The organism is Polynucleobacter meluiroseus (assembly GCF_900205755.1).
Lineage (GTDB): Bacteria > Pseudomonadota > Gammaproteobacteria > Burkholderiales > Burkholderiaceae > Polynucleobacter > Polynucleobacter meluiroseus.
Map to the genome: position 1 here is coordinate 510,286 of NZ_OANS01000001.1, position 20,586 is coordinate 530,871.

General features: G+C 48.1%; 20 protein-coding genes. 7 read left to right on the forward strand and 13 right to left on the reverse strand.

All coding sequences use genetic code 11. The annotated features are described in order from the left end of the window. Nucleotides 1–31 precede the first annotated feature (31 nt). The 12 genes from CP950_RS02690 to CP950_RS02745 all read right to left on the reverse strand — a co-directional run bounded on the left by CP950_RS02690 (nt 32) and on the right by CP950_RS02745 (nt 11,353). Nucleotides 32–298: a hypothetical protein gene (locus tag CP950_RS02690; RefSeq protein WP_096672426.1), complete on the reverse strand. Its 267-nt coding sequence runs from the start codon at nt 296–298 to the stop codon at nt 32–34. Nucleotides 299–407: 109 nt separating this feature from the next. After that, a complete protein-coding gene (locus CP950_RS02695) occupies nt 408–1,196 on the reverse strand; it encodes a mechanosensitive ion channel family protein (protein ID WP_096672427.1) in 789 nt (262 codons plus the stop codon). A gap of 51 nt (nt 1,197–1,247) precedes the next feature. Continuing rightward, nucleotides 1,248–1,787 (reverse strand): C40 family peptidase, encoded by a 540-nt coding sequence (locus tag CP950_RS02700; protein WP_096672290.1) that lies wholly within the window; start codon nt 1,785–1,787, stop codon nt 1,248–1,250. Continuing rightward, nucleotides 1,768–3,432 (reverse strand): PhoH family protein, encoded by a 1,665-nt coding sequence (locus CP950_RS02705; RefSeq protein ID WP_096672291.1) that lies wholly within the window; start codon nt 3,430–3,432, stop codon nt 1,768–1,770. The genes CP950_RS02700 and CP950_RS02705 overlap by 20 nt, the downstream gene beginning before the upstream one ends. A 235-nt stretch (nt 3,433–3,667) precedes the next feature. Further along, the gene (locus tag CP950_RS02710) at nt 3,668–4,135 is read right to left on the reverse strand and encodes a peroxiredoxin (protein WP_096672292.1); all 468 of its coding nucleotides are present in this window, start codon (nt 4,133–4,135) and stop codon (nt 3,668–3,670) included. Between the two features lie 45 nt (nt 4,136–4,180). Then, entirely contained in the window at nt 4,181–5,098 is a 918-nt protein-coding gene (locus CP950_RS02715; protein WP_096672293.1) for a polysaccharide deacetylase family protein, read from the reverse strand. Between the two features lie 13 nt (nt 5,099–5,111). Beyond that, nucleotides 5,112–6,158 (reverse strand): bifunctional UDP-4-keto-pentose/UDP-xylose synthase, encoded by a 1,047-nt coding sequence (locus CP950_RS02720; protein ID WP_096672294.1) that lies wholly within the window; start codon nt 6,156–6,158, stop codon nt 5,112–5,114. Nucleotides 6,159–6,194: 36 nt separating this feature from the next. Further along, nucleotides 6,195–7,064, reverse strand: a complete 870-nt coding sequence (locus CP950_RS02725; RefSeq protein WP_096672295.1) for a formyltransferase — start codon at nt 7,062–7,064, stop codon at nt 6,195–6,197. Next, nucleotides 7,065–8,036 carry a glycosyltransferase gene (locus CP950_RS02730; RefSeq protein WP_096672296.1) on the reverse strand — a complete coding sequence of 324 codons (972 nt, stop codon included), beginning with the start codon at nt 8,034–8,036 and terminating at the stop codon, nt 7,065–7,067. Nucleotides 8,037–8,083: 47 nt separating this feature from the next. Next, entirely contained in the window at nt 8,084–9,265 is a 1,182-nt protein-coding gene (locus tag CP950_RS02735) for a DegT/DnrJ/EryC1/StrS family aminotransferase (protein ID WP_096672297.1), read from the reverse strand. 7 nt (nt 9,266–9,272) lie between these two features. Then, on the reverse strand, nt 9,273–10,976 hold the full coding sequence (locus CP950_RS02740; RefSeq protein WP_096672298.1) for a glycosyltransferase family 39 protein: 1,704 nt from the start codon (nt 10,974–10,976) through the stop codon (nt 9,273–9,275). Beyond that, a complete protein-coding gene (locus CP950_RS02745; RefSeq protein WP_096672299.1) occupies nt 10,976–11,353 on the reverse strand; it encodes an Mth938-like domain-containing protein in 378 nt (125 codons plus the stop codon). The genes CP950_RS02740 and CP950_RS02745 overlap by 1 nt, the downstream gene beginning before the upstream one ends. A gap of 79 nt (nt 11,354–11,432) precedes the next feature. On the opposite strand from CP950_RS02745, the gene CP950_RS02750 reads away from it, so the two are divergent. Genes CP950_RS02750 through moaE form a run of 6 tightly spaced genes read left to right on the forward strand, consistent with a single transcriptional unit; the run spans nt 11,433 to nt 17,459 of the window. Further along, nucleotides 11,433–12,686: a pyridoxal phosphate-dependent aminotransferase gene (locus tag CP950_RS02750; RefSeq protein WP_096672300.1), complete on the forward strand. Its 1,254-nt coding sequence runs from the start codon at nt 11,433–11,435 to the stop codon at nt 12,684–12,686. Nucleotides 12,687–12,688: 2 nt separating this feature from the next. Next, nucleotides 12,689–13,999 (forward strand): homoserine dehydrogenase, encoded by a 1,311-nt coding sequence (locus CP950_RS02755; protein ID WP_096672301.1) that lies wholly within the window; start codon nt 12,689–12,691, stop codon nt 13,997–13,999. A gap of 3 nt (nt 14,000–14,002) precedes the next feature. After that, nucleotides 14,003–15,445, forward strand: a complete 1,443-nt coding sequence (gene thrC / locus CP950_RS02760; RefSeq protein ID WP_096672302.1) for a threonine synthase — start codon at nt 14,003–14,005, stop codon at nt 15,443–15,445. Nucleotides 15,446–15,472: 27 nt separating this feature from the next. Further along, entirely contained in the window at nt 15,473–16,714 is a 1,242-nt protein-coding gene (locus CP950_RS02765) for a molybdopterin molybdotransferase MoeA (protein WP_419185559.1), read from the forward strand. Between the two features lie 18 nt (nt 16,715–16,732). Beyond that, nucleotides 16,733–16,990: a molybdopterin converting factor subunit 1 gene (gene moaD, locus CP950_RS02770; RefSeq protein WP_096672304.1), complete on the forward strand. Its 258-nt coding sequence runs from the start codon at nt 16,733–16,735 to the stop codon at nt 16,988–16,990. A gap of 1 nt (nt 16,991) precedes the next feature. Further along, the gene (moaE, locus tag CP950_RS02775; RefSeq protein WP_243391893.1) at nt 16,992–17,459 is read left to right on the forward strand and encodes a molybdopterin synthase catalytic subunit MoaE; all 468 of its coding nucleotides are present in this window, start codon (nt 16,992–16,994) and stop codon (nt 17,457–17,459) included. A 19-nt stretch (nt 17,460–17,478) separates the two neighbouring features. Here moaE and CP950_RS02780 read toward each other — a convergent pair whose 3' ends face one another. After that, nucleotides 17,479–17,736: a GIY-YIG nuclease family protein gene (locus CP950_RS02780; protein WP_096672306.1), complete on the reverse strand. Its 258-nt coding sequence runs from the start codon at nt 17,734–17,736 to the stop codon at nt 17,479–17,481. Between the two features lie 154 nt (nt 17,737–17,890). Here CP950_RS02780 and clpB point away from each other — a divergent pair, with 154 nt between their 5' ends. Further along, on the forward strand, nt 17,891–20,491 hold the full coding sequence (clpB, locus tag CP950_RS02785; protein WP_096672307.1) for an ATP-dependent chaperone ClpB: 2,601 nt from the start codon (nt 17,891–17,893) through the stop codon (nt 20,489–20,491). Nucleotides 20,492–20,586: the final 95 nt, after the last annotated feature.

Here is a 20,586-nt window from a genome sequence, read left to right on the forward strand (position 1 = left end):
TGTGAGGCTTTGTCATTACAGCGAATACGTTTTACTTGCTGCCTTCACACTTCTTAATAGAGGCCGTTTTAGCAGCGCCATATAGAGGCTTACCATCTTTGCTGACGGCCTTGGCTTCGCAATCGTCTACCTTCACATCGCCCATACATTTCTTCATGGATGCGGTTTTAGCGGCTCCATATAGTGGCTTACCATCTTTACTCACAGCTTTAGCTTCACACTCCGCTTGGTCTGCGAATGCGAGTGAAGGTAGTGCGAAACTCAGCGCAATACTCAAAGCAATAATCATTTTTTTCATGAAGATCTCTCCTAGGTTATGAAATGAAACGCAATAATGATAAAAATCAACCTCATGCAACATCAAGCAAACTCAAGAAAACTAAAGCAACTTCAACCTCAACACTACATTAACTTTGTTTCACGATCATATTGTGTGAGGCCACTGGGGTAGGGAACCCAGCTTCTGTTAATACTTTAGCCATGATGCGGTTCACCTCAAAATAGACTGCCCAGTACTCAGCATTCAGGCAGTAAGGGCGCACTGCTAAAACAGGGCCGACGAGATTAAATTCTAAAATATTCACTTCAATGGCCGGGTCATTTAAGACGTTCGGAATAGCTGATATCTTTTCACGAAGAAGTTGCATGGCAGCCTCGGGATCAGTATCGCTAGAAAGTTGGCATTTAAGGTCGACACGCCTAAATTCTGAACTGCTGTAATTCTGAATATTGTCACTTAGAATTTTATTGTTCCCAATTGTTGTAACAATATGATCCGCGGTATTAATGATGGAGGAGAAGATGCCAATCTCTTTTACGATGCCCGTAACTCCACCAGCAGTAATGACATCACCTACCTTAAACGGTCGCAGAACAATCAGAAAGACGCCCGCAGCAAAATTAGAGAGTAGTCCAGCCCAAGCTGCGCCAATCGCAATACCGGCAGTAGCAAACAAAGCGGCAAAGCTGGTGGTTTGCATGCCGAAATAACCTAAGATGCCAACTACTAAGAGGATATTTAAAGTAATCGATACGATAGAGTGAACATAGCGCAAGAGGGTCGGGTCTAGCTTTTTTTGCACTAGGCCGGCACGAATCAGTCTTTGGACAAGGTTAATTAACCATCGTCCAAGCAACCAAAGTACCAGGGCTGACAGTATTTTTAGCCCTGCTTGAGCCGCGATGGTAATCAACATCTCCTGGAGTTTGTAGAAATCAAATTCTTTCACAGCAAAGTCCTTTAGTGATTATGGGTTTGAGGTAACTAATCTTCTTGCTTCAGTGTATCTTGCCGCCCAATAAGGCGAAGTAATGTATTCCAAGCGGACAGTTCCACCCGCACTAGGCGCATGCACAAAGCGGCCTTGCCCTACATAAATCCCCGCATGCGAATACTTTTCACCGGTGGTATTGAAGAACACTAAATCACCAGGTGCTGGAGGTTGATTTTCTAGACTCTGCCCTTTATTACTCATCTCTTGAATAGTGCGAGGTAATTTGATGTTGGCTGATTTAGCGTAGACATACGCAATGAGCCCGCTGCAATCGAAGCCTGCCTTGGGGTTGTTGCCACCATAACGGTATGGCACCCCCACTAAGCCCACAGCTGCAATCGAGATGTCTTCCGTACCGGCGCTAGTATCTTTCTTGAATTGAGATAAGCGGTTGCTGTCTTGCTTCCCGCCAAAGGTACCGCATCCTGTGAGTATCAAGGACGCACAAACGAAAATGCCGCACCCTATGAGAGTGCGGCATGAGTGAGTTTGCTTAGAGTGCGTCGGCAGCATGATCCGCTAAACGTGAACGCTCACCGCGAGCGAGCGTGACATGCCCGCCATGCCTCCAGCCTTTGAAGCGATCCACTACATAAGTGAGACCCGACGAACCTTCGGTTAAGTAAGGTGTATCGATCTGCGCAATATTACCCAAACAAACAATCTTGGTACCAGGGCCCGCACGGGTCACTAAGGTTTTCATTTGCTTGGGGGTGAGATTTTGCGCTTCATCGATAATGACAAATTTACTCACAAAGGTTCTACCGCGCATAAAATTCATGCTTTTCACTTTGATGCGTGAGCGAATCAGTTCTTGGGTAGCAGCGCGACCCCACTCTCCGGCATTATCTTCATTGCGGTGGAGTACTTCGAGGTTATCGTCAAAGGCGCCCATCCAAGGCTGCATCTTTTCTTCTTCGGTACCAGGCAAGAAACCAATATCCTCACCAACAGGCACGGTAGCGCGCGTGATGATGATTTCGTTATAGCGCTTACTATCAAGCACCTGCTCCAAGCCTGCCGCCAAGGCGAGTAAGGTTTTACCAGTACCCGCTTGCCCCAACAAGGTAATGAAATCCACTTCTGGATTCATTAAAAGATTCAGCGCAAAGTTTTGTTCGCGGTTACGTGCGGTCACACTCCACACATTGTTTTTCTGGTGGGAGAAATCTCTTAAAGTTTGCAACAGGGCTGTCTTGCCGTTGATTTCTCGAACTTGGGCGTAGAAAGGGGTAGAGCCATCAGGATTTTCTTGATACACAAACTGATTGACCAACATGCTTGGTACGCTAGGTCCGGTCACACGGTAGAACATGGTTCCGGAACGGCTATCTGCCCAGCTTTCCATCGCCTTGCCATGCTTAGGCCAAAAATCCGCAGCCAAAGTCATGACGCCGGAGTACATGAGATCACGGTCTTCGAGGACTTGGTCGTTGAAGTAATCCTCTGCAGCTAAACCAAGTGCGCGGGCTTTAATACGCATATTGATATCTTTGGATACCAAGACTACTTCTCGCCCCTTGTGGGTTTTCTGGAGCTCACTAACTACTGCCAAAATCATGTTGTCGCCTTTGCCCTCAGGCAATCCCTCAGGCAAGGCTTGGGTGGTGAGTTTGGTCTGAAAGAAGAGGCGCCCACTCACATCGTGGTTACCCAATTTATTTAGAGGGATACCTTCATCCAGGCTACCGCTAGTGCCCGTGACGAGCTGATCCAAGGAGCGACTTACCGTACGGGCATTACGCGCAACTTCGGTCATGCCCTTCTTGTGGTTATCCAATTCCTCAAGCGTGGTCATGGGTAAAAAGAGATCATGCTCAGAAAAACGGAACAGCGAGCTAGGATCGTGCATTAATACATTGGTATCGAGCACAAATAAGCTTGGTGGGCCGGTACGAGCCAACCGCTTTGGCTTTTCTGGGGCGCTAACCTTAATGTTGCTTTGCTCCTGCTGGAGTGATTGGCGTGTGCCCTTAATTTTTTCTAATGCGACCTCAGCCGCTGAGAGATCTTCTTCAAGCTCTTCATTCCAATCAGATGCATGATCTTCCATCACAACTGGCTTTGCTGGAGCAGGACGTTTTTTTAAATCAGGGGTGTCCTTACTACTCAGTTTGACTTGACCAGCAATTTGCGTTGGGATGGGGGGCAATGGCATGCAGACTCTCCTAAAAGAAAAAACCGTCAAGCGGGCTGCTGTGACGGTCGATTACGAAAATGGGTGATATGGCGGATGAAAAACGGAGTGGGTTGTTTACCGAGCCTGTCACTGACAATACAGGCTGATGAGTCAAACGGATGGTCAGACTTTCCCGTCGTTTCTGATGCATATGCTTCACTTTACCCCAAAATTGGAGCTTTGCAAGCACCCCTAATTAAATTAATTTAAAAAATTAAGGTGTTTCTTTGGCGGCTTGTAATACCTCTGTCACATGACCGGTTACTTTAATTCCACGCCACTGTTTTGCGAGCTTACCGGAGGAGTCAAAGAGGAAGGTACTACGCTCCACACCACGCACTTGCTTGCCGTACATATTTTTCATCTTCATGACACCAAACAATTGGCACAACTGTTCTTCTGTATCAGCAACCAATTCGAATGGGAGCTCTAGTTTGCTACGAAAGTTGTCATGGGATTTGAGGGAGTCTCGTGAAACTCCGACAATCAAAGTATTGGCAGCGGTGAAGGCGTCGATATGATCACGGAACTCTCCAGATTCAGCAGTACATCCTGGAGTCATATCTTTAGGATAAAAATAAATAACCAACTTTTTGCCTGCAGCAGACTCGGGAGAAAACATCAGGCCTGAAGTTGCCGGCACTGAACACTCGGGCATGGGTTTACCAATTTCTACTGTCATGATCAATCCTCTTGTATGTTTCTTATCTGTTGATTAAAGCTTACTTTAATTCTTTTGCATAATCAGTTCACCACTACGATTTGCCACTTCACCCCACGTCAGCGGAAGTTGCGCTATTTTATCGAGTTGTTTAGTGGCCTCCCAAGAGCGATGCAGTTCGCCCATGGTAACGGGATCATGACCTTGATTTAGGAAACCAGCCAGCAGTGCTTCAAAGGCGGGCAGCAGTTTTTGGCCTTCAAGCTCAGCATGCAAGGTAAATACTTGATCGTTGGGATTGCTTTGGGTGATGTCCAATATTTTCTTTGCCGCATCAAACTCGCTGGCATCATCAACCCCGATTAATTCATCAAAGGTGGGCAGGGTGGTTGGATACTGCACATGCTTTAATTTGCCTGAAGGCAGGGCAAAGCGGTAAGGCATCAGATTAGGCTCTGCTCTACCGTCGGAAGAATATTTGATGCCCCACTGATCTAGTTGGGTAAAAGCCGCTTCATTCATTTGCCAGCCAGCCGCACCATAAGTGGCTGGTGGATGACCAAAGATCTCAATAAAACGATCCCAGCTTTTTTGCATTTGCTCTGTGGTCCACTGCGCATCTTTGTGACGCACGCCATCTTGCCACTCCACATGGTCCCAAGTATGGATGCCTGTCTCATGTCCGGCCTTATCAATGGCACGCATTTCCGCTGCCGCTTGCTGCCCAATCTGAGGTCCGGGCAGTAAGACTCCGTACAGCAAGGTTTTAATGCCGTAGTGCTCTACTACCGAAGTGCGACTAACCTTCTTCAGAAAGCCTGGACGAAAGACGCGCTTGAGGGCGCGACCAGTGTGATCCGGTCCCAGACTAAATAAGAAGGTTGCTTTTAAACCAAAGCGCTCCAATGTGCGAGCGAGGTTGGGCACGCCTTCTTTTGTACCGCGCAAGGTGTCGACATCTACTTTGAGAGCAATTTTTGCCATGAATGACTAAAAATTATTCTTGGTCAACTAGGTGACGCGCTTTTTCAACATCTTCGCGGTAGGCTTCGAATATGTTCTTTAAGGCATCAGTCATATTGGTAGTAGGCTGCCAGTGGAGTTCGGCCATCGTATTGTCAATTGCTGGCACGCGGTTTTGTACATCTTGATAACCCTCACCATAGTAGGCGCCTGAAGTCGTCTCAACGATGCTTACTGCGTCAGCTGTTTTAGCGTACTCCGGAATACTGCGTGCGATTTCCAGCATTTGATTTGCTAAGTCGCGCACAGAGTGATTGTTCTTTGGATTGCCGATGTTATAAATCTTCCCATTGGCTATGCCATTTTGGTTATCAATAATGCCCATCAGCGCATCGATACCATCATCGATGTAAGTAAAGGCGCGTTTTTGCTCACCACCATCCACGAGATTAATAGGTTCACCGCGGACAATGTGACCCAAGAACTGGGTCACCACACGAGAAGAGCCTTCTTTTGGAGTGTAGATACTGTCGAGTCCAGGCCCAATCCAGTTAAATGGACGGAAGAGTGTAAAGCGTAAGCCTTCCATACCGTAGCCCCAAATGACGCGATCCATCAATTGCTTGGAGCAAGCGTAAATCCAGCGGGGTTTATTAATAGGACCGTAGACCAAGTTGGAAGTGGCAGGATCAAATTCGGCGTCTTCGCACATTCCATAAACCTCGGAGGTCGATGGAAAGACCAAATGCTTTTTGTATTTCATAGCAGAGCGGACGATGGGAAGGTTGGCCTCAAAATCCAGCTCAAATACTTTCAGTGGTTGCTGCACATAAGTTGCGGGGGTAGCGATTGCAACCAAAGGCAAGATCACATCACATTTACGAATGTGATATTCCACCCATTCTTTATTGATGGTGATATCGCCTTCAAAAAAGTGCATACGCGGATGATTGATTAAGTCACCTAGGCGGTCATTTTGCATATCCATGCCGTAGACATCCCAGTCGGTTGTCTCCAGAATACGCTTGGAAAGATGGTGGCCGATAAAGCCATTAACACCCAGAATGAGTACTTTTTTCATTGCTACTACCCCGTTTTAATCGAATAAATGAACTGCTTACGGATTGGCTGGATACCAGTTCAGTATTGCAACTGCTTTGTGGTCGCCACCAATTCCAAATACTTGATTATCAACCACTTGGATACCAGGGGTCTCAAGTCGTAGTTCGGCCGGAAAAGGCCCATTTAGGCTGGTGCAAGCCACGATCATGCGTTGCCCCTGCCAATCAGTAAATGCGCCTGGATAGGGCGGTGCCACAGCCCTCACCAGATTATGGATTTGGGCGGCAGTCTGTTGCCAATGAATTTCCCCATCAGCAGGCTTGCGGCCGCCAAAATAGCTGCCTTTAGACAGGTCATTAGCTTGTTTGGGTACTATTCCTTGCAGGAGCTCAGGCAAAACTTGCTGAACGACCGCGCGCGCAGCCTGACTCACTTTGCCAAAGACATCAGTGGCCGTCTCATCAGGACCAATAGGAACTGCAACCTGACCCACAATCGCGCCTGCATCAGGCTTCGCCTCCATGACATGCAAAGTGGCGCCAGTCTGCGTTTCCCCATGCAGAATGGCCCAATTCACGGGTGCTCGACCGCGGTACTTTGGCAAAAGTGAGCCATGCATATTGAGTGCGGCGATCTTAGCGCAAGCCAATAATTCGGCGGGCAGCATGTGACGGTAATAGAAAGAAAAGAGATAGTCTGGTGCCAATGCCTGAATCTGCGGAATCAGGCTAATTAATTCAGTATTGGTGGGCGTGATGCATGCGATCTTTCGCTCTTCGCAGAGTTTGGCGACGCTAGAGAACCAAACATTTTCATGGGGATCATCTTGGTGTGTCACTACTAAGTCAACTTCAATGCCAGCAGTCAAAAGGGCTTGCAAGCATTGCACGCCCACATCATGGTAAGCAAAGACAACTGCGCGCAATTAGGATTTCTCTAAAACAGTTTGCACCACATAGCGGGGGCGCTCTCTAACTTGCTGATAAATCCGGCCAATGTATTCGCCGACTAAGCCTAGCCCGAACAACATCACGCCAATAAGGAAGAAGGTTAGAGCGAATAGGGTGAAGACACCTTCCACCTCTGCGCCCAATAAAAAGCGCCTCACTAACAAGTAAATAAACAAGCTACCAGCTGCTAAGGCGAGAAACATACCCAAGATAGAAAAGATTTGCAAAGGCATGACTGAAAAGCCAGTAACCAAATCAAAGTTCAAGCGAATCAACTGATACAGGCTGTACTTAGACTCACCTGCGAAGCGCTCTTCATGCTTGACATTAATCTCAGTGGGATTGGACGCGAAGGTGTAACCCAGTGCTGGAATAAAGGTATTGCTCTCATTACACTGACGCACTAAATCCACAATTCTGCGGCTGTAACCCCGTAGCATGCAGCCTTGATCTGTCATGGTGATATGCGTAATTTTTTGACGCAGACCATTCATGGCACGTGAGGCAAATTTTCTAAAAAAAGTATCGCGACGATTAGCGCGAATGGTGCCAACATAGTCATGACCATTGAGTAATTCATGGGTCAGGGCATCAATCTCTTCTGGGGGATTTTGTAAATCAGCATCTAGGGTGATGATGTATTGACCGCGAGCGTATTCAAAGCCAGCCATGATGGCCATGTGTTGACCAAAATTACTCTGGAACAACACGGCGCGAGTGACATCAGGGCGTAGCTCTACTTGCGTTGCCAACATACCTGCGGAGCGATCTTTACTGCCGTCATTGACGAACACCACTTCATATTGCAGTTTGTATTTAATAGCGACCGCATCTAGCGCGGGATAAAGTCGATCAAATAGGGCCTGTAGCCCATCAGCCTCGTTATAGACTGGAATGACGATGCTGAGTTGGGGTTGGCCGGCTTGGCTTGCGAGGTTTGCAGTCATAGCCCAATTTTGCCTGATCTTGTCCCGAACCCCATTTTTATAGAATTTTAGGGTTTGAGATGGTTTTTGAGAACGCCAGCAAGCGCCTTGGCGATTCGGCTGACGTCGTCATCTGCCATCCCTGGAAAGAGTGGCAAAGTCAAAATGGCACGACCAATGCGCTCAGCGATGGGGGTGGCAGCTACCGCATATCCCCGCTCTTGATATAGCGCAAATGTGGTGATGCATGGGTAATGAACACCAGTACCAATGCCCAACTCTTTGAGCTCAGTCATGACTTGTGCGCGACTTACATTTAACTGGTCGAGTGGCAAGACCACTTGAAACATATGCCAATTACTCTCGGTAAAGTTTTCCACTGCGAGTTCGAGGGCCAGATGCTCAATGTTCGCGTCTTTCATTGCCTGAGGAATGGCTGCAAAGTATTGGCGTGCGAGTGCTGTCCTGCGAGCCTGAAATGCCGGCAAATGCTTAAGCTGGTGCAAACCAATCACAGCATTTAAATCAGTCAAATTGTCTTTGCCACCCAGCACGGTGACATCCATTCCGTCCATGCCGGTTCGCGTTAAGCCCTGTAAACGAAATTTTTCTGCGAGCTGAGCCTCTTCAATATTGTTGAGAACTAAGCAGCCGCCCTCCACCGTCGACAAATTTTTATTCGCCTGAAAACTAAAGCTCACCAAGTCACCGAAGCTGCCAATTTTCTGATTCTTCCACGTTGAACCAAAGGCCTGAGCGGCATCTTCAATCACGCGTAAATTAAATTGCTTCGCAAGTGCATAAAGTTGATCCATATTGACAGGCAAGCCAGCCAAATAGACGGGCATGATGGCACGTGTTTTAGGGGTGATGGCGGCGGCCACCTTGTTTAAGTCGATATTCCGTGTCACTGGATCAATGTCGACAAACACCGGTGTGGCACCCACCCCCAAAATCACATTTGAAGTGGCTACCCAAGAAATCGGCGTAGTGATGACTTCATCGCCAGGACCAATGTCGGCCACTTGTAATGCAATCTTCATGGTTGCGGTGCCATTGGCAAAACAGCGTACTGGGCGACCGCCAAAATAAGCACTTAAGGCAGCCTCAAATTCAGCGAGCTTGGGACCCGACGTTACCCAGCCCGAGCGCAAAACCTCAGAGACTGCTTCAATCGTTGCTTCATCAAAGTGCGGGCGCGTGAAGGGAATGAAGGGAAGGGGAGGAGTAGTACTTTTGTCGGCTGGCATGATGAACCTAGTGGGCAAGAGTTTGGGGGGTGGATATGACATTGGGGTGCTTCACGATGACACGGCGCGCATCTCTGCCCACTTCTTGCATGGGCACCTGGCGTTGTTGTAACTCTACATACTGCTCTGGAACCATCAGCGCGTATGCAGTTTGATCTTCTTCCCAGCGCAGAATAAATGCGTCTAAGGTGGGTAGCCAAAGCTCGGGCTGTTGCGCCACGCCAAACCCGAGTTCATCTGGAAACTCCACCATGGTCATGGTTCTGCCTAAATAGAAGGGCACCGTGTGGTCAAGAATACGTACTGAATAGACGTTCACATTTGGAGGAATCAAGCCTTTAACGCGTTCTGCAAGGTCAACCCCTGACACTGCGCGGCCGAGCGTTTCATGGCCAGTCCCAGCGATCAACGCGCACAAGAAGAATCCAATAGCAAAGCAGGTAATGCTGACTAAGCCCTGAACTTTCGCAATAGCAAAGGAAAACAGGCTGAATGATAATAAGGTCATTAGCGCAGCAATAACCCAATAGGTATATTGCGCGTAAGAAGCGATTTCATCTGGCTTTGCTTGTTGGCTAATAGACGCCAAAAAGAAAAAACCAATACCAGCCAAGATGGCAAAGAAGAGTACTTGCAGTTGCCATGCCAGTGATAGGCTACCTTTCAAGTTGAGCACGCGATCCAAGTGGTAACCCACCAGCAATGCTAAAGCGGGAAAAATGGGAAAAATATAACCCGGTAACTTAGATTGAGAGATGCTGAAGAATCCAAAGATCGCCACAACCCAACATACTAATAACCACTGTCCGGAAAAGTACTGCCGCCGTGCGCGCCATGCTAGGACAAGCGCCCCGGGAACTTGAGCCAACCAAGGTAAGAAGCCGATCAATAAGAGCGGGAGAAAGTAGTAGATAGGTCCAGTGCGACTATGACCACTTTCTGTAAAGCGCTGCAAGTGTTCATGAATAAAGAAGAACTCTAGGAAGGCGGGATTGCGTTGGGCAACTAAGACAAACCAAGGGGCAGTAATGGCGAAGAAAATGCACAGCCCACTAATTAAATGAAGCCGCTGCCAGATTTTCCAATCCCAGTTACTGATCGAATACGCTACGAGAACCATTCCGGGAATGGCCGCGCCAATCACGCCTTTGGAGAGTGTCGCTAAAGCCATGCATCCCCAGCAGAGCCACATCCAGTAGCGCCCGCTGCTAGAGTTAGATGAGGTTTGAGCAAACAACAGGCTGCACAATGCCGCGACCAAAAAAGCTGACAGACCCATATCTAAAGAATTGACATGACCCCCGATAACCCAGATTGGGGAAGACGCTAAGGCGAGCGCGGCGATGAAACCAGCGCGAGCGCTATAAAGGCTGGCGCCTGTAAAACCCACCATCAAGATGGTTAAAAACCCCGTTAGGGCTGTCCAAAGACGGGCTTGCCATTCACCGATTCCAAATACTTGAAATGACAAGGCGGTCGCCCAAATCTGTAAAGGAGGTTTTTCAAAATAGAGGTAGCCGTTATAGCGCGGGGTGATCCAGTCTCCAGTGACAAGCATCTCCCGTGCTATCTCGGCGTACCGACCTTCATCCGAGGGAATGAGGTGGCGGTAGTTCAGGGTGGCAAACCAGAGTAAAGCGTAAATCAGAACAAGAATCAGTATTTGTATGGGACTGAAACTATTCAATTGCCGAGTTTGATTCAGCTGCATTAAGCTGCTTCCACGATCAGGGCCAGTAAAACGCGTCGACCCTCGCCTACGAGGATGTTGAAAGTTCGGCAGGCAGCCTGGGAATCCATCAACTCAAAGCCAATTTTGGCTTCGATGACTGCCTTCATGAGTTCGTGCTTGGGAAAGCGCTGGCGGTTCCCAGTGCCAATTAGGATTAATTCGGGCTTGAGAGCGGCCATTTCCTCGAAATTGCTAGCCATTAAGTCGTCAAACGATTTAACGGGCCACTCCAGAATCTCGCCATCCGACCTCAGCAAAACAGCATGACCGTACTGCCGTTTATTGATCTCGACATAACCCTCCCCGTAGGCGGTGATGGTATTTGTTCCTGAATGGGGGTCAGATTGAAGCTTCATGGGGACTCTCTGTCATAATTGTGTAGATTATAGCTAGCTGTTTTTTCTCAAATTTCAAGAACTTACCCTTTAATTTATTGTGAAACCCGTCCTAAAGTCTGAAAAACTCACCCACGTCTGTTACGACATCCGCGGTCCAGTGCTCGAGCTTGCGCAGCGCATGGAGGAGGAGGGTCACAAAATTATCAAATTAAATATTGGTAATGTGGGTGTTTTCGGCTTTGATCCTCCGGAAGAAATTCAGTTAGACATGATTCGCAACCTAGCGAATGCCTCAGCGTACTCTGATTCCAAAGGAATTTTTGCGGCGCGCAAGGCTATCATGCAGTATTGCCAAGAAAAAGGCATACAAGGCGTTACTTTAGATGACATCTACACCGGTAACGGGGTATCAGAATTAATTGTGATGTCTATGAATGCCTTGCTTAACGATGGCGATGAAGTATTGGTACCAGCGCCTGACTATCCGCTGTGGACTGCGGCAGTAAGTTTGTCTGGTGGTAAACCAATTCACTATCTTTGTGACGAAGCCAAAGAGTGGGCACCGGACTTAGCGGATTTGCGCAGCAAGATTACGCCACGCACTAAGGCCATTGTGGTGATTAACCCCAACAACCCTACAGGGGCAATCTACTCGACCGAAGTCTTGATGGAGCTGACCGAGATCGCCCGTGAGCATGGCTTAATTCTGTTTGCTGACGAAATCTACGACAAGATGTTGTATGACCAAGAGAAGCATGTTTCTTTGGCATCACTCTCGACTGATGTTGTCGTCATTACTTTCAATGGCTTATCTAAAAACTATCGCTCCTGCGGCTATCGTGCCGGCTGGATGGTCTTATCAGGCGATAAAGAAATGGTGCGAGACTATATTGAAGGACTCAATATGCTGTCCTCCATGCGCTTATGTGCCAACGTGCCTGGTCAGTACGCCATTCAAACGGCGCTTGGTGGCTATCAAAGTATTAATGACTTGGTTGCCGAAGGTGGCCGCTTGGCAAAGCAACGCGACATGGCTTGGAATCTCATTACCGCTATTCCTGGAGTGACTTGCGTGAAGCCAAAATCCGCCTTGTATCTATTTCCTAAATTAGATCCAGAGATGTATCCGATTGAAGATGATCAGCGATTTGTTGCGGATTTATTAAAAGAAGAAAAAATATTACTAGTTCAGGGCTCAGGCTTTAATTGGGATAAGCCAGATCATTTCCGTGTGGTGTTCTTGCCCCATGAAGATGTCTTAAAAGAAGCCATTGGACGCCTTGCCCGTTTTCTGGAGCGTTACCGTCAAAAACATAGTCGTAAAGCGGCTAATTCAATAGCTACAAAGTGATTATGAAACCGATTCAAGTAGGTCTATTAGGTGTTGGTACTGTTGGTAGTGGTGTTTTCACTGTTCTCGAGCGCAATCAAGATGAGATCTTGCGTCGCGCCGGGCGGGGTATTCGTATTCATACGGTTGCCGATTTAGATGTAGAGCGGGCCAAAGCCTTGGTCAAAGACCATGCGCAAATAGTGAATGATGCTCGCGCCGTCATTGCCAACCCCGAGATCGATATTGTGGTGGAATTGATTGGCGGCTATGGCATTGCTAAAGAGCTAGTGCTCGAAGCAATAGCCGCAGGTAAGCACGTGGTGACTGCCAATAAAGCATTAATTGCAGTGCACGGCAATGAAATTTTTAAAGCCGCCCACGAGCACGGAGTAATGGTCGCATTTGAGGCGGCTGTTGCTGGCGGTATTCCGATTATCAAAGCCTTGCGTGAGGGCTTAACGGCCAACCGTATTGAATGGGTCGCCGGCATTATTAATGGCACCACCAACTTCATCCTTTCTGAAATGCGCGATAAGGGCTTGGACTTTGCAACCGCCCTGAAAGAGGCGCAACGTTTAGGTTACTCAGAGGCTGATCCTAGTTTTGATATTGAAGGTGTGGATGCGGCTCATAAAGCCACCATCATGAGTGCAATTGCTTTTGGTATTCCAATGCAGTTCGATAAAGCCTATGTTGAAGGCATCACACAATTAGATGCGATCGATATTAAATACGCTGAACAGCTTGGCTATCGCATTAAGCTTTTAGGCATTGCAAAAAAGACAACGGTTGGGGTGGAGTTGCGAGTGCATCCGACCTTGATACCGGCGAAGCGTTTGATCGCTAATGTTGAAGGCGCTATGAATGCGGTGCAAGTCTTTGGTGATGCAGTTGGCACTACGCTCTATTACGGCAAAGGCGCTGGTTCTGAGCCCACTGCCTCGGCCGTCATCTCTGACCTCATCGATATCACTCGGATGATGGGCGCGAGTTCAGAAAATCGGGTGCCTTATTTGGCGTTTCAGCCAGATGCGGTGCGCGAGATTTCTGTACTACCGATTGGTGAAATTACAACGAGCTATTACCTGCGCTTATGTGTGGCTGATCAGGCCGGTGTGTTGGCAGAAATTACCAAGATCTTTGCAACTCATGGCATCTCTATCGATGCGCTCTTGCAAAAAGAGGCAAACGAGGGTGAGAGCCAAACAGATTTAGTGGTCCTCACGCACGAGACAAAAGAAAAGCAGATGTTGGCAGCTATTCAGGATATTGAGGACCTTAAAACGGTTCTGGGTAAGGTCGTGAAAATTCGTTTGGAAGAGTTATCCTAAAAAATGCGTTACCAGTCTACGCGGGGCAATAGTCCCCAGCAATCCTTTTTAGAAATCCTCCTCGGGGGTTTAGCGCCTGATGGCGGCTTATATTTGCCCACAGAGTACCCGCAAGTCACAACCGCCCAGTTAGATTCGTGGCGCGGACTGCCCTACGCTGATCTAGCTTATGAAGTATTAAGCCTGTATTGCACAGATATTCCTGAGAATGATTTGCGTGCTTTATTACGTAAAACGTATACCGCTGAAGTCTATTGCAATGGCCGCCCACAAGACAATGCCCAGGACATTACGCCTTTACATTGGTTGGGTGAAGAGCAAGGCACGCGTATCGGATTGTTGAGTCTCTCCAATGGCCCTACCTTGGCATTTAAGGATATGGCCATGCAGTTCTTGGGTAATCTTTTTGAATATGCACTCAAGCAAACGGGGCAGAAGCTCAATATTTTGGGCGCTACCTCGGGTGATACAGGCAGTGCCGCTGAGTATGCGATTCGCGGCAAAGAGGGCATCAAGGTATTTATGTTGTCGCCCCGCGGCAAGATGAGCGCCTTCCAAGCAGCGCAAATGTATTCCTTGCAAGATCCCAATATTTTCAATTTAGCAGTAGATGGCGTATTTGATGATTGCCAAGACATTGTGAAAGCAGTCAGCAATGATCACGCCTTCAAACTCAAAAGTGAGATTGGTACTGTGAACTCCATTAACTGGGGGCGGGTGGTCGCGCAGGTGGTGTATTACTTTCAAGGTTATTTACTTGCTACAAAAACGAGCACTGAAAAAGTGTCCTTCACAGTGCCTTCCGGCAATTTCGGTAATATTTGCGCCGGCCATATTGCCCGCATGATGGGTCTGCCGATCGCCCACTTGGTAGCCGCAACTAATGAGAATGATGTACTCGATGAGTTTTTCCGCACCGGCGTCTATCGGGCGCGCAAGTCGGCTGAGACCTTGCACACTTCCAGTCCATCCATGGACATTTCTAAGGCGAGCAATTTCGAGCGCTTTGTCTATGATCTTTTGAGTCAGGATGGCAAAGCCACTGCAGAGATGTTCAAGCAAGTAGATGCAGTGGGTGGCTTCGATATTTCTAAAGAAGCCATCTTCAAAGACATCGGTAAATATGGCTTTCAGTCGGGACGCAGCAGTCATCAGAACCGGATTGAGACGATTCAAGACATTGACCAGCGTTATGGGGTGATGATCGATACACATACTGCGGATGGTGTCAAAGTGGCACGCGACCATTTGCAAGCAGGCATTCCCATGATTGTTTTAGAAACTGCTCTGCCAATCAAGTTTGAAGAAACCATTGAACTTGCTTTAGGTCGCCCAGCAGAGTGCCCGGCAGCGTTTAAAGATATCAAATCCAAACCTCAACGGGTTGAAAATATTGCGGCAGATGTGATGCAGGTCAAAGCCTTTATCACTGCCCATCTGACTTAATCTGTTTATCACCACCCCAACATCATCATGACCAAGCCGCCTATGTTGACTGCTCAGCAGGCTTTGGAACATCTCCTTAAGAATGCCCATGCGGTAGTTGAGAGCGAGAAGGTGCCCATGCAGGCAGCCCTATCTCGGGTCTTGGCGCAAGACGTCAACAGTTTGGTAGACGTCCCACCCTTGGACAATACGTCGATGGACGGATACGCGGTTCGTAGCGCTGATATTGCAGCGGCTGGCGCTATTTTGACTGTAGCGCAGCGCATTCCAGCAGGTTCCGTAGGCACATTTTTAGAGCCTGGTACCGCTGCACGCATCTTCACTGGTGCACCCGTGCCTGAAGGGGCTGATGCAGTGGTGATGCAAGAGGATTGCACTAGTGTTCCCGATCAAAGCAATCAGGTTCAAATCAATATTGCCCCCATGACAGGTCAATGGGTACGGCGACGTGGGGAAGATTTAAGTGCTGGTAAAACAGCCCTATTAGCGGGTACATTTTTGCGCCCACAAGAGTTGGGTGTAGCGGCCTCCGCTGGCCACACGCATTTAGAGGTCAAGCGCCGCGTTAAGGTAGCAGCATTCTTTACCGGCGATGAATTATCTTTACCAGGTGAACCTCTTAAACTAGGCGGTATCTATAACTCCAATCGCGACACGCTATTGGCATGTCTACGTTCATTGGGCTGCGATGCGACTGATTTAGGCATTGTTCCTGATCGCCTAGAGGCTACTCGCGCAACCTTGCGAGAGGCAAGTAGGGATCATGATTTGATTATTACTTCCGGTGGCGTATCTGTCGGTGAGGAAGATCACATCAAGCCTGCAGTAACAGCAGAAGGCCGTTTAGATCTTTGGCAGATTGCGATCAAACCCGGTAAGCCCTTGGCATTTGGTGCGGTGCGTAAATCAAATGATCCGACTGATGGTGAAGCTTGGTTTATCGGCCTCCCCGGCAATCCCGTTTCGTGCTTTGTAACTTTCTTACTATTTGTTCGACCTTTCATCCTGAAGTTGCAAGGACGAACTGTTGAGCCAATGCCAAGCTATCCGATGCGTGCCGACTTTAATTGGCTCAAAGCAGATCGCCGTAATGAATTTTTGCGTGTGAAGATCAATGCGCAGGGCGGCTTAGATCTTTTCCCTAATCAGAGTTCTGGGGTTCTCACCAGTGCTTCTTGGGGTGACGGCTTAGTAGATTGCCCACCAGGGCAGGCTATTCTGGTTGGTGAGATGGTCAAATACATTCCTTTTAGTGCTCTGTTAAGTTAATTGGGATAGGATTTCACAATGATTATCCAATTGCGTTTCTTTGCCTCCTTACGTGAAAGTCTGGGCATTTCTCAGGAGACTATCGTCATTCCAGATACCGTTAAAACGATAGCTGATCTGCGATCCCATTTGGCTGAGCGTGGAGCCGTTTGGGCAGAAGTCATGGCCGAAGGTAAAGTGATTCGCTGTGCATTAAATCAGCAAATGGTTTCGGATGCCGCCTTGCTACAAGAGAATGCCGAGGTCGCTTTCTTCCCCCCTGTTACAGGAGGCTAAGTTGGCAAGTTCAACGATCCGCATTCAAGAAGCCGATTTTGATTTAACGACCGAAATAAAAAACCTGCGCCAAGGCGATTTGCAAGTTGGCGCAATCGTCAGTTTCTTGGGTACCGTACGGGATATGAACGAGGGCCAAGAAGTTCGAGGGATGACCTTGGAGCACTACCCCGGCATGACCGAAAAGGCTTTAGAAGATATCGTGACTCAAGCGCAGCAACGCTGGGATCTGCGCAATACAGTAGTGATTCATCGGGTGGGGCCACTCTTGCCTGAAGACCAAATTGTGCTTGTGGCAGTCAGTAGCGCCCACCGCGGCGAGGCTTTTGCTGCCTGCGAGTACATCATGGACTTTCTGAAAACAGCCGCACCGTTTTGGAAAAAAGAAGAAACGCCTGATGGCGGACGTTGGGTGGATGCCCGCGTTACCGATGAAGCAGCCCTAGCGCGCTGGAATAAGTCTAAGTGATGTAGGCGTAGGTCGGAGTTTAGGCATCAGAAGCCGAGGTCTCAAAAAACCCCAGCTTGGCAGATCTTGGTAAACGCTTCAAGCGAGCCTCCGCTTTAGAGGCTTCAGAGCGATCAGGGTGGGCTTGCGTAGCCAAGAGGATGACTGGTCTGCGAGACCGAGTGTAACGGGCGCCTTGACCTGAATTATGAGCTTCTAGACGATGCTCCAAGCGATTGGTAATGCCAGCATAGAAGCTGCCATCAGCGCATTCGAGGAGATAAACCAGCCAAGTCAAAAGAGCAATTTTTTCAAAGAAAATTTGATAAGTAGGGGGTCTGGAGGCTTGATATTTTTCATATTACCCCTATATTCTATAAGCTATGACATTGTTAAAAACCTTGCCAATAATTTAGTAGCTTATCTCCCTATCTTAATTAACGTATATCCAGATGAGAATAGAAAAATTCACCACTAAATTCCAAGAAGCCCTCGGCGAAGCCCAGAGTTTAGCCTTAGCCAAGGACAATCAATATATTGAGCCAGCCCATTTAATGCTGGCCATGTTGCGCGATTCTGATGGTGGCGCCAAGAGCCTGATGACCAGAGCAGGGGTAAATGTCTCAGGCTTAGAAAAAGGTTTAGAGAAGCTCATCAGTAACTTGCCTGAAGTGCAGGGGACTGGAGGTGAAGTTCAGGTGAGTCGCGATCTCACCAACTTCTTAAATCTAACTGAAAAAGAGGCGACTAAAAGGGGTGATCAATTTATCGCAGGTGAGCTTTTCTTATTGGTTGCCTCGGAAGATAAGGGTGAGTTAGGGAAACTCGCTCGTGAAAACGGCTTAAATCGTAAATCATTAGAGGCGGCAATTGATTTGGTCCGCGGAGGAGAAGCAGTGAATAGTGCAGATGCTGAAAGTCAACGTGAAGCCTTAAAAAAATACACCATCGATTTAACTGAGCGTGCGCGCATCGGTAAGCTCGATCCAGTCATTGGTCGTGATGATGAAATTCGTCGCACCATCCAGATCTTGCAACGCCGTGGAAAAAATAACCCGGTGTTGATTGGTGAGCCTGGTGTAGGTAAGACGGCCATTGTCGAGGGTTTGGCGCAACGTATTGTGAATGGTGAAGTACCCGAGACTCTAAAAGACAAACGCGTCCTAGTTTTAGATATGGCACTCTTATTAGCAGGCGCCAAATACCGCGGAGAATTTGAAGAGCGCCTTAAGGCTGTATTGAATGACGTAGCCAAAGATGAAGGCCGCACCATCATCTTTATTGATGAGATCCATACGATGGTGGGCGCGGGTAAGGGCGAGGGCGCAATGGATGCAGGCAATATGCTCAAACCAGCCTTAGCGCGTGGTGAACTACATTGCATTGGCGCCACCACCTTAGATGAGTATCGCAAGTACATTGAAAAAGACGCCGCACTTGAGCGTCGCTTCCAAAAAGTGATGGTGGAAGAGCCTAGCGTTGAGGCGACGATTGCGATTCTGCGGGGCCTGCAAGAACGCTATGAACTGCATCATGGTATCGAAATTACCGACCCAGCGATTGTGGCGGCGGCAGAGTTATCCCATCGCTACATTACTGACCGATTCTTACCTGATAAGGCAATTGATTTAATTGATGAAGCGGGCTCTCGCATCCGGATGGAGATCGACTCCAAGCCAGAGGTGATGGATAAATTAGAGCGCCGTCTAATTCAGCTCAAGATTGAGCGTGAAGCCGTCAAGAAAGAAAAAGATGAAGCCTCGCAAAAGCGTTTGGCCTTAATTGAAGATGAAATCAAGCGCCTCGGTTCTGAATATGCAGATTTAGAAGAAATCTGGAAAGCTGAAAAAGGCGCAGTAATTGATGTCGCTCACATCAAAGAAGAAATTGAAAAGGTCAGAGCAGAAATCGTCAAACTTCAACGTGAAGGCAAGTTAGAGAAAGTCGCTGAACTGCAGTACGGCAAACTTCCGGAGCTTGAAGAAAAGCTGAAGTCTGCTGCAGCCGCAGAAGCCAAGGGCGATAAAAATGGCGTTGTCAAAAATAAACTCTTGCGCACCCAAGTCGGCGCCGAAGAGATTGCCGAGGTAGTATCACGCGCTACCGGTATTCCGGTATCGAAGATGATGCAGGGCGAGCGCGATAAATTGCTCAAGATGGAAGCGCTTTTGCACAACCGGGTAGTGGGTCAAGAAGAGGCCATTCGAGCAGTATCAGATGCGATTCGGCGTTCACGTGCAGGCCTATCTGAAGAGCATCGCCCTTATGGCTCATTCTTATTCTTGGGTCCTACGGGCGTTGGTAAGACGGAGTTGTGCAAAGCGTTAGCAGGCTTCTTGTTTGATAGTGAAGATCACTTAATTCGTATCGACATGAGTGAGTTCATGGAGAAGCATAGTGTGGCCCGCTTAATTGGCGCACCTCCTGGCTATGTTGGTTACGAGGAGGGTGGTTACTTGACCGAACAAGTGCGTCGCCATCCATATAGCGTGATCTTGTTTGATGAGATTGAGAAAGCCCATCCTGATGTCTTCAACATTCTTTTGCAGGTGCTTGATGATGGTCGTCTAACAGACGGCCAAGGTCGCACCGTTGACTTCAAAAACACGGTCATTGTGATGACCAGTAATATCGGCTCACACCTGATTCAGTCAATGGTGGGCAAGAAGCAGTTGGAGATTAAAGAGGCCGTATTCGAAGAGCTCAAGGGTCACTTTCGTCCAGAGTTCTTAAACCGGATTGATGAGATTGTAGTGTTCCATGGTTTGGATAAGGGCAACATCGCCAACATCGCCAAAATCCTGCTCAAGAACTTGTCAGATCGCTTGGCTAAGATTGATATGCAGCTTGAAGTTAGCGACGCGGCACTGGATAAGATTGCCGAGGTAGGTTTTGATCCCGTCTTTGGTGCTAGGCCACTGAAGCGGGCCATCCAGCAATATATTGAAAATCCTGTCTCCAAAATGATTCTAGAGGGACACTTTGGCCCTAAAGATACTGTGCCGGTCGATGTGGATAAACAAGGTGCGTTTATTTTCGATAAGAAAAAGTAAGCTATTTTTCAATCACTCATTCGGCATCTCAGTAACTCCTGGTAAGCATAGGGGATAAGGGGAGTGACTCAGATGCCGATTTCGTTTACATTGAC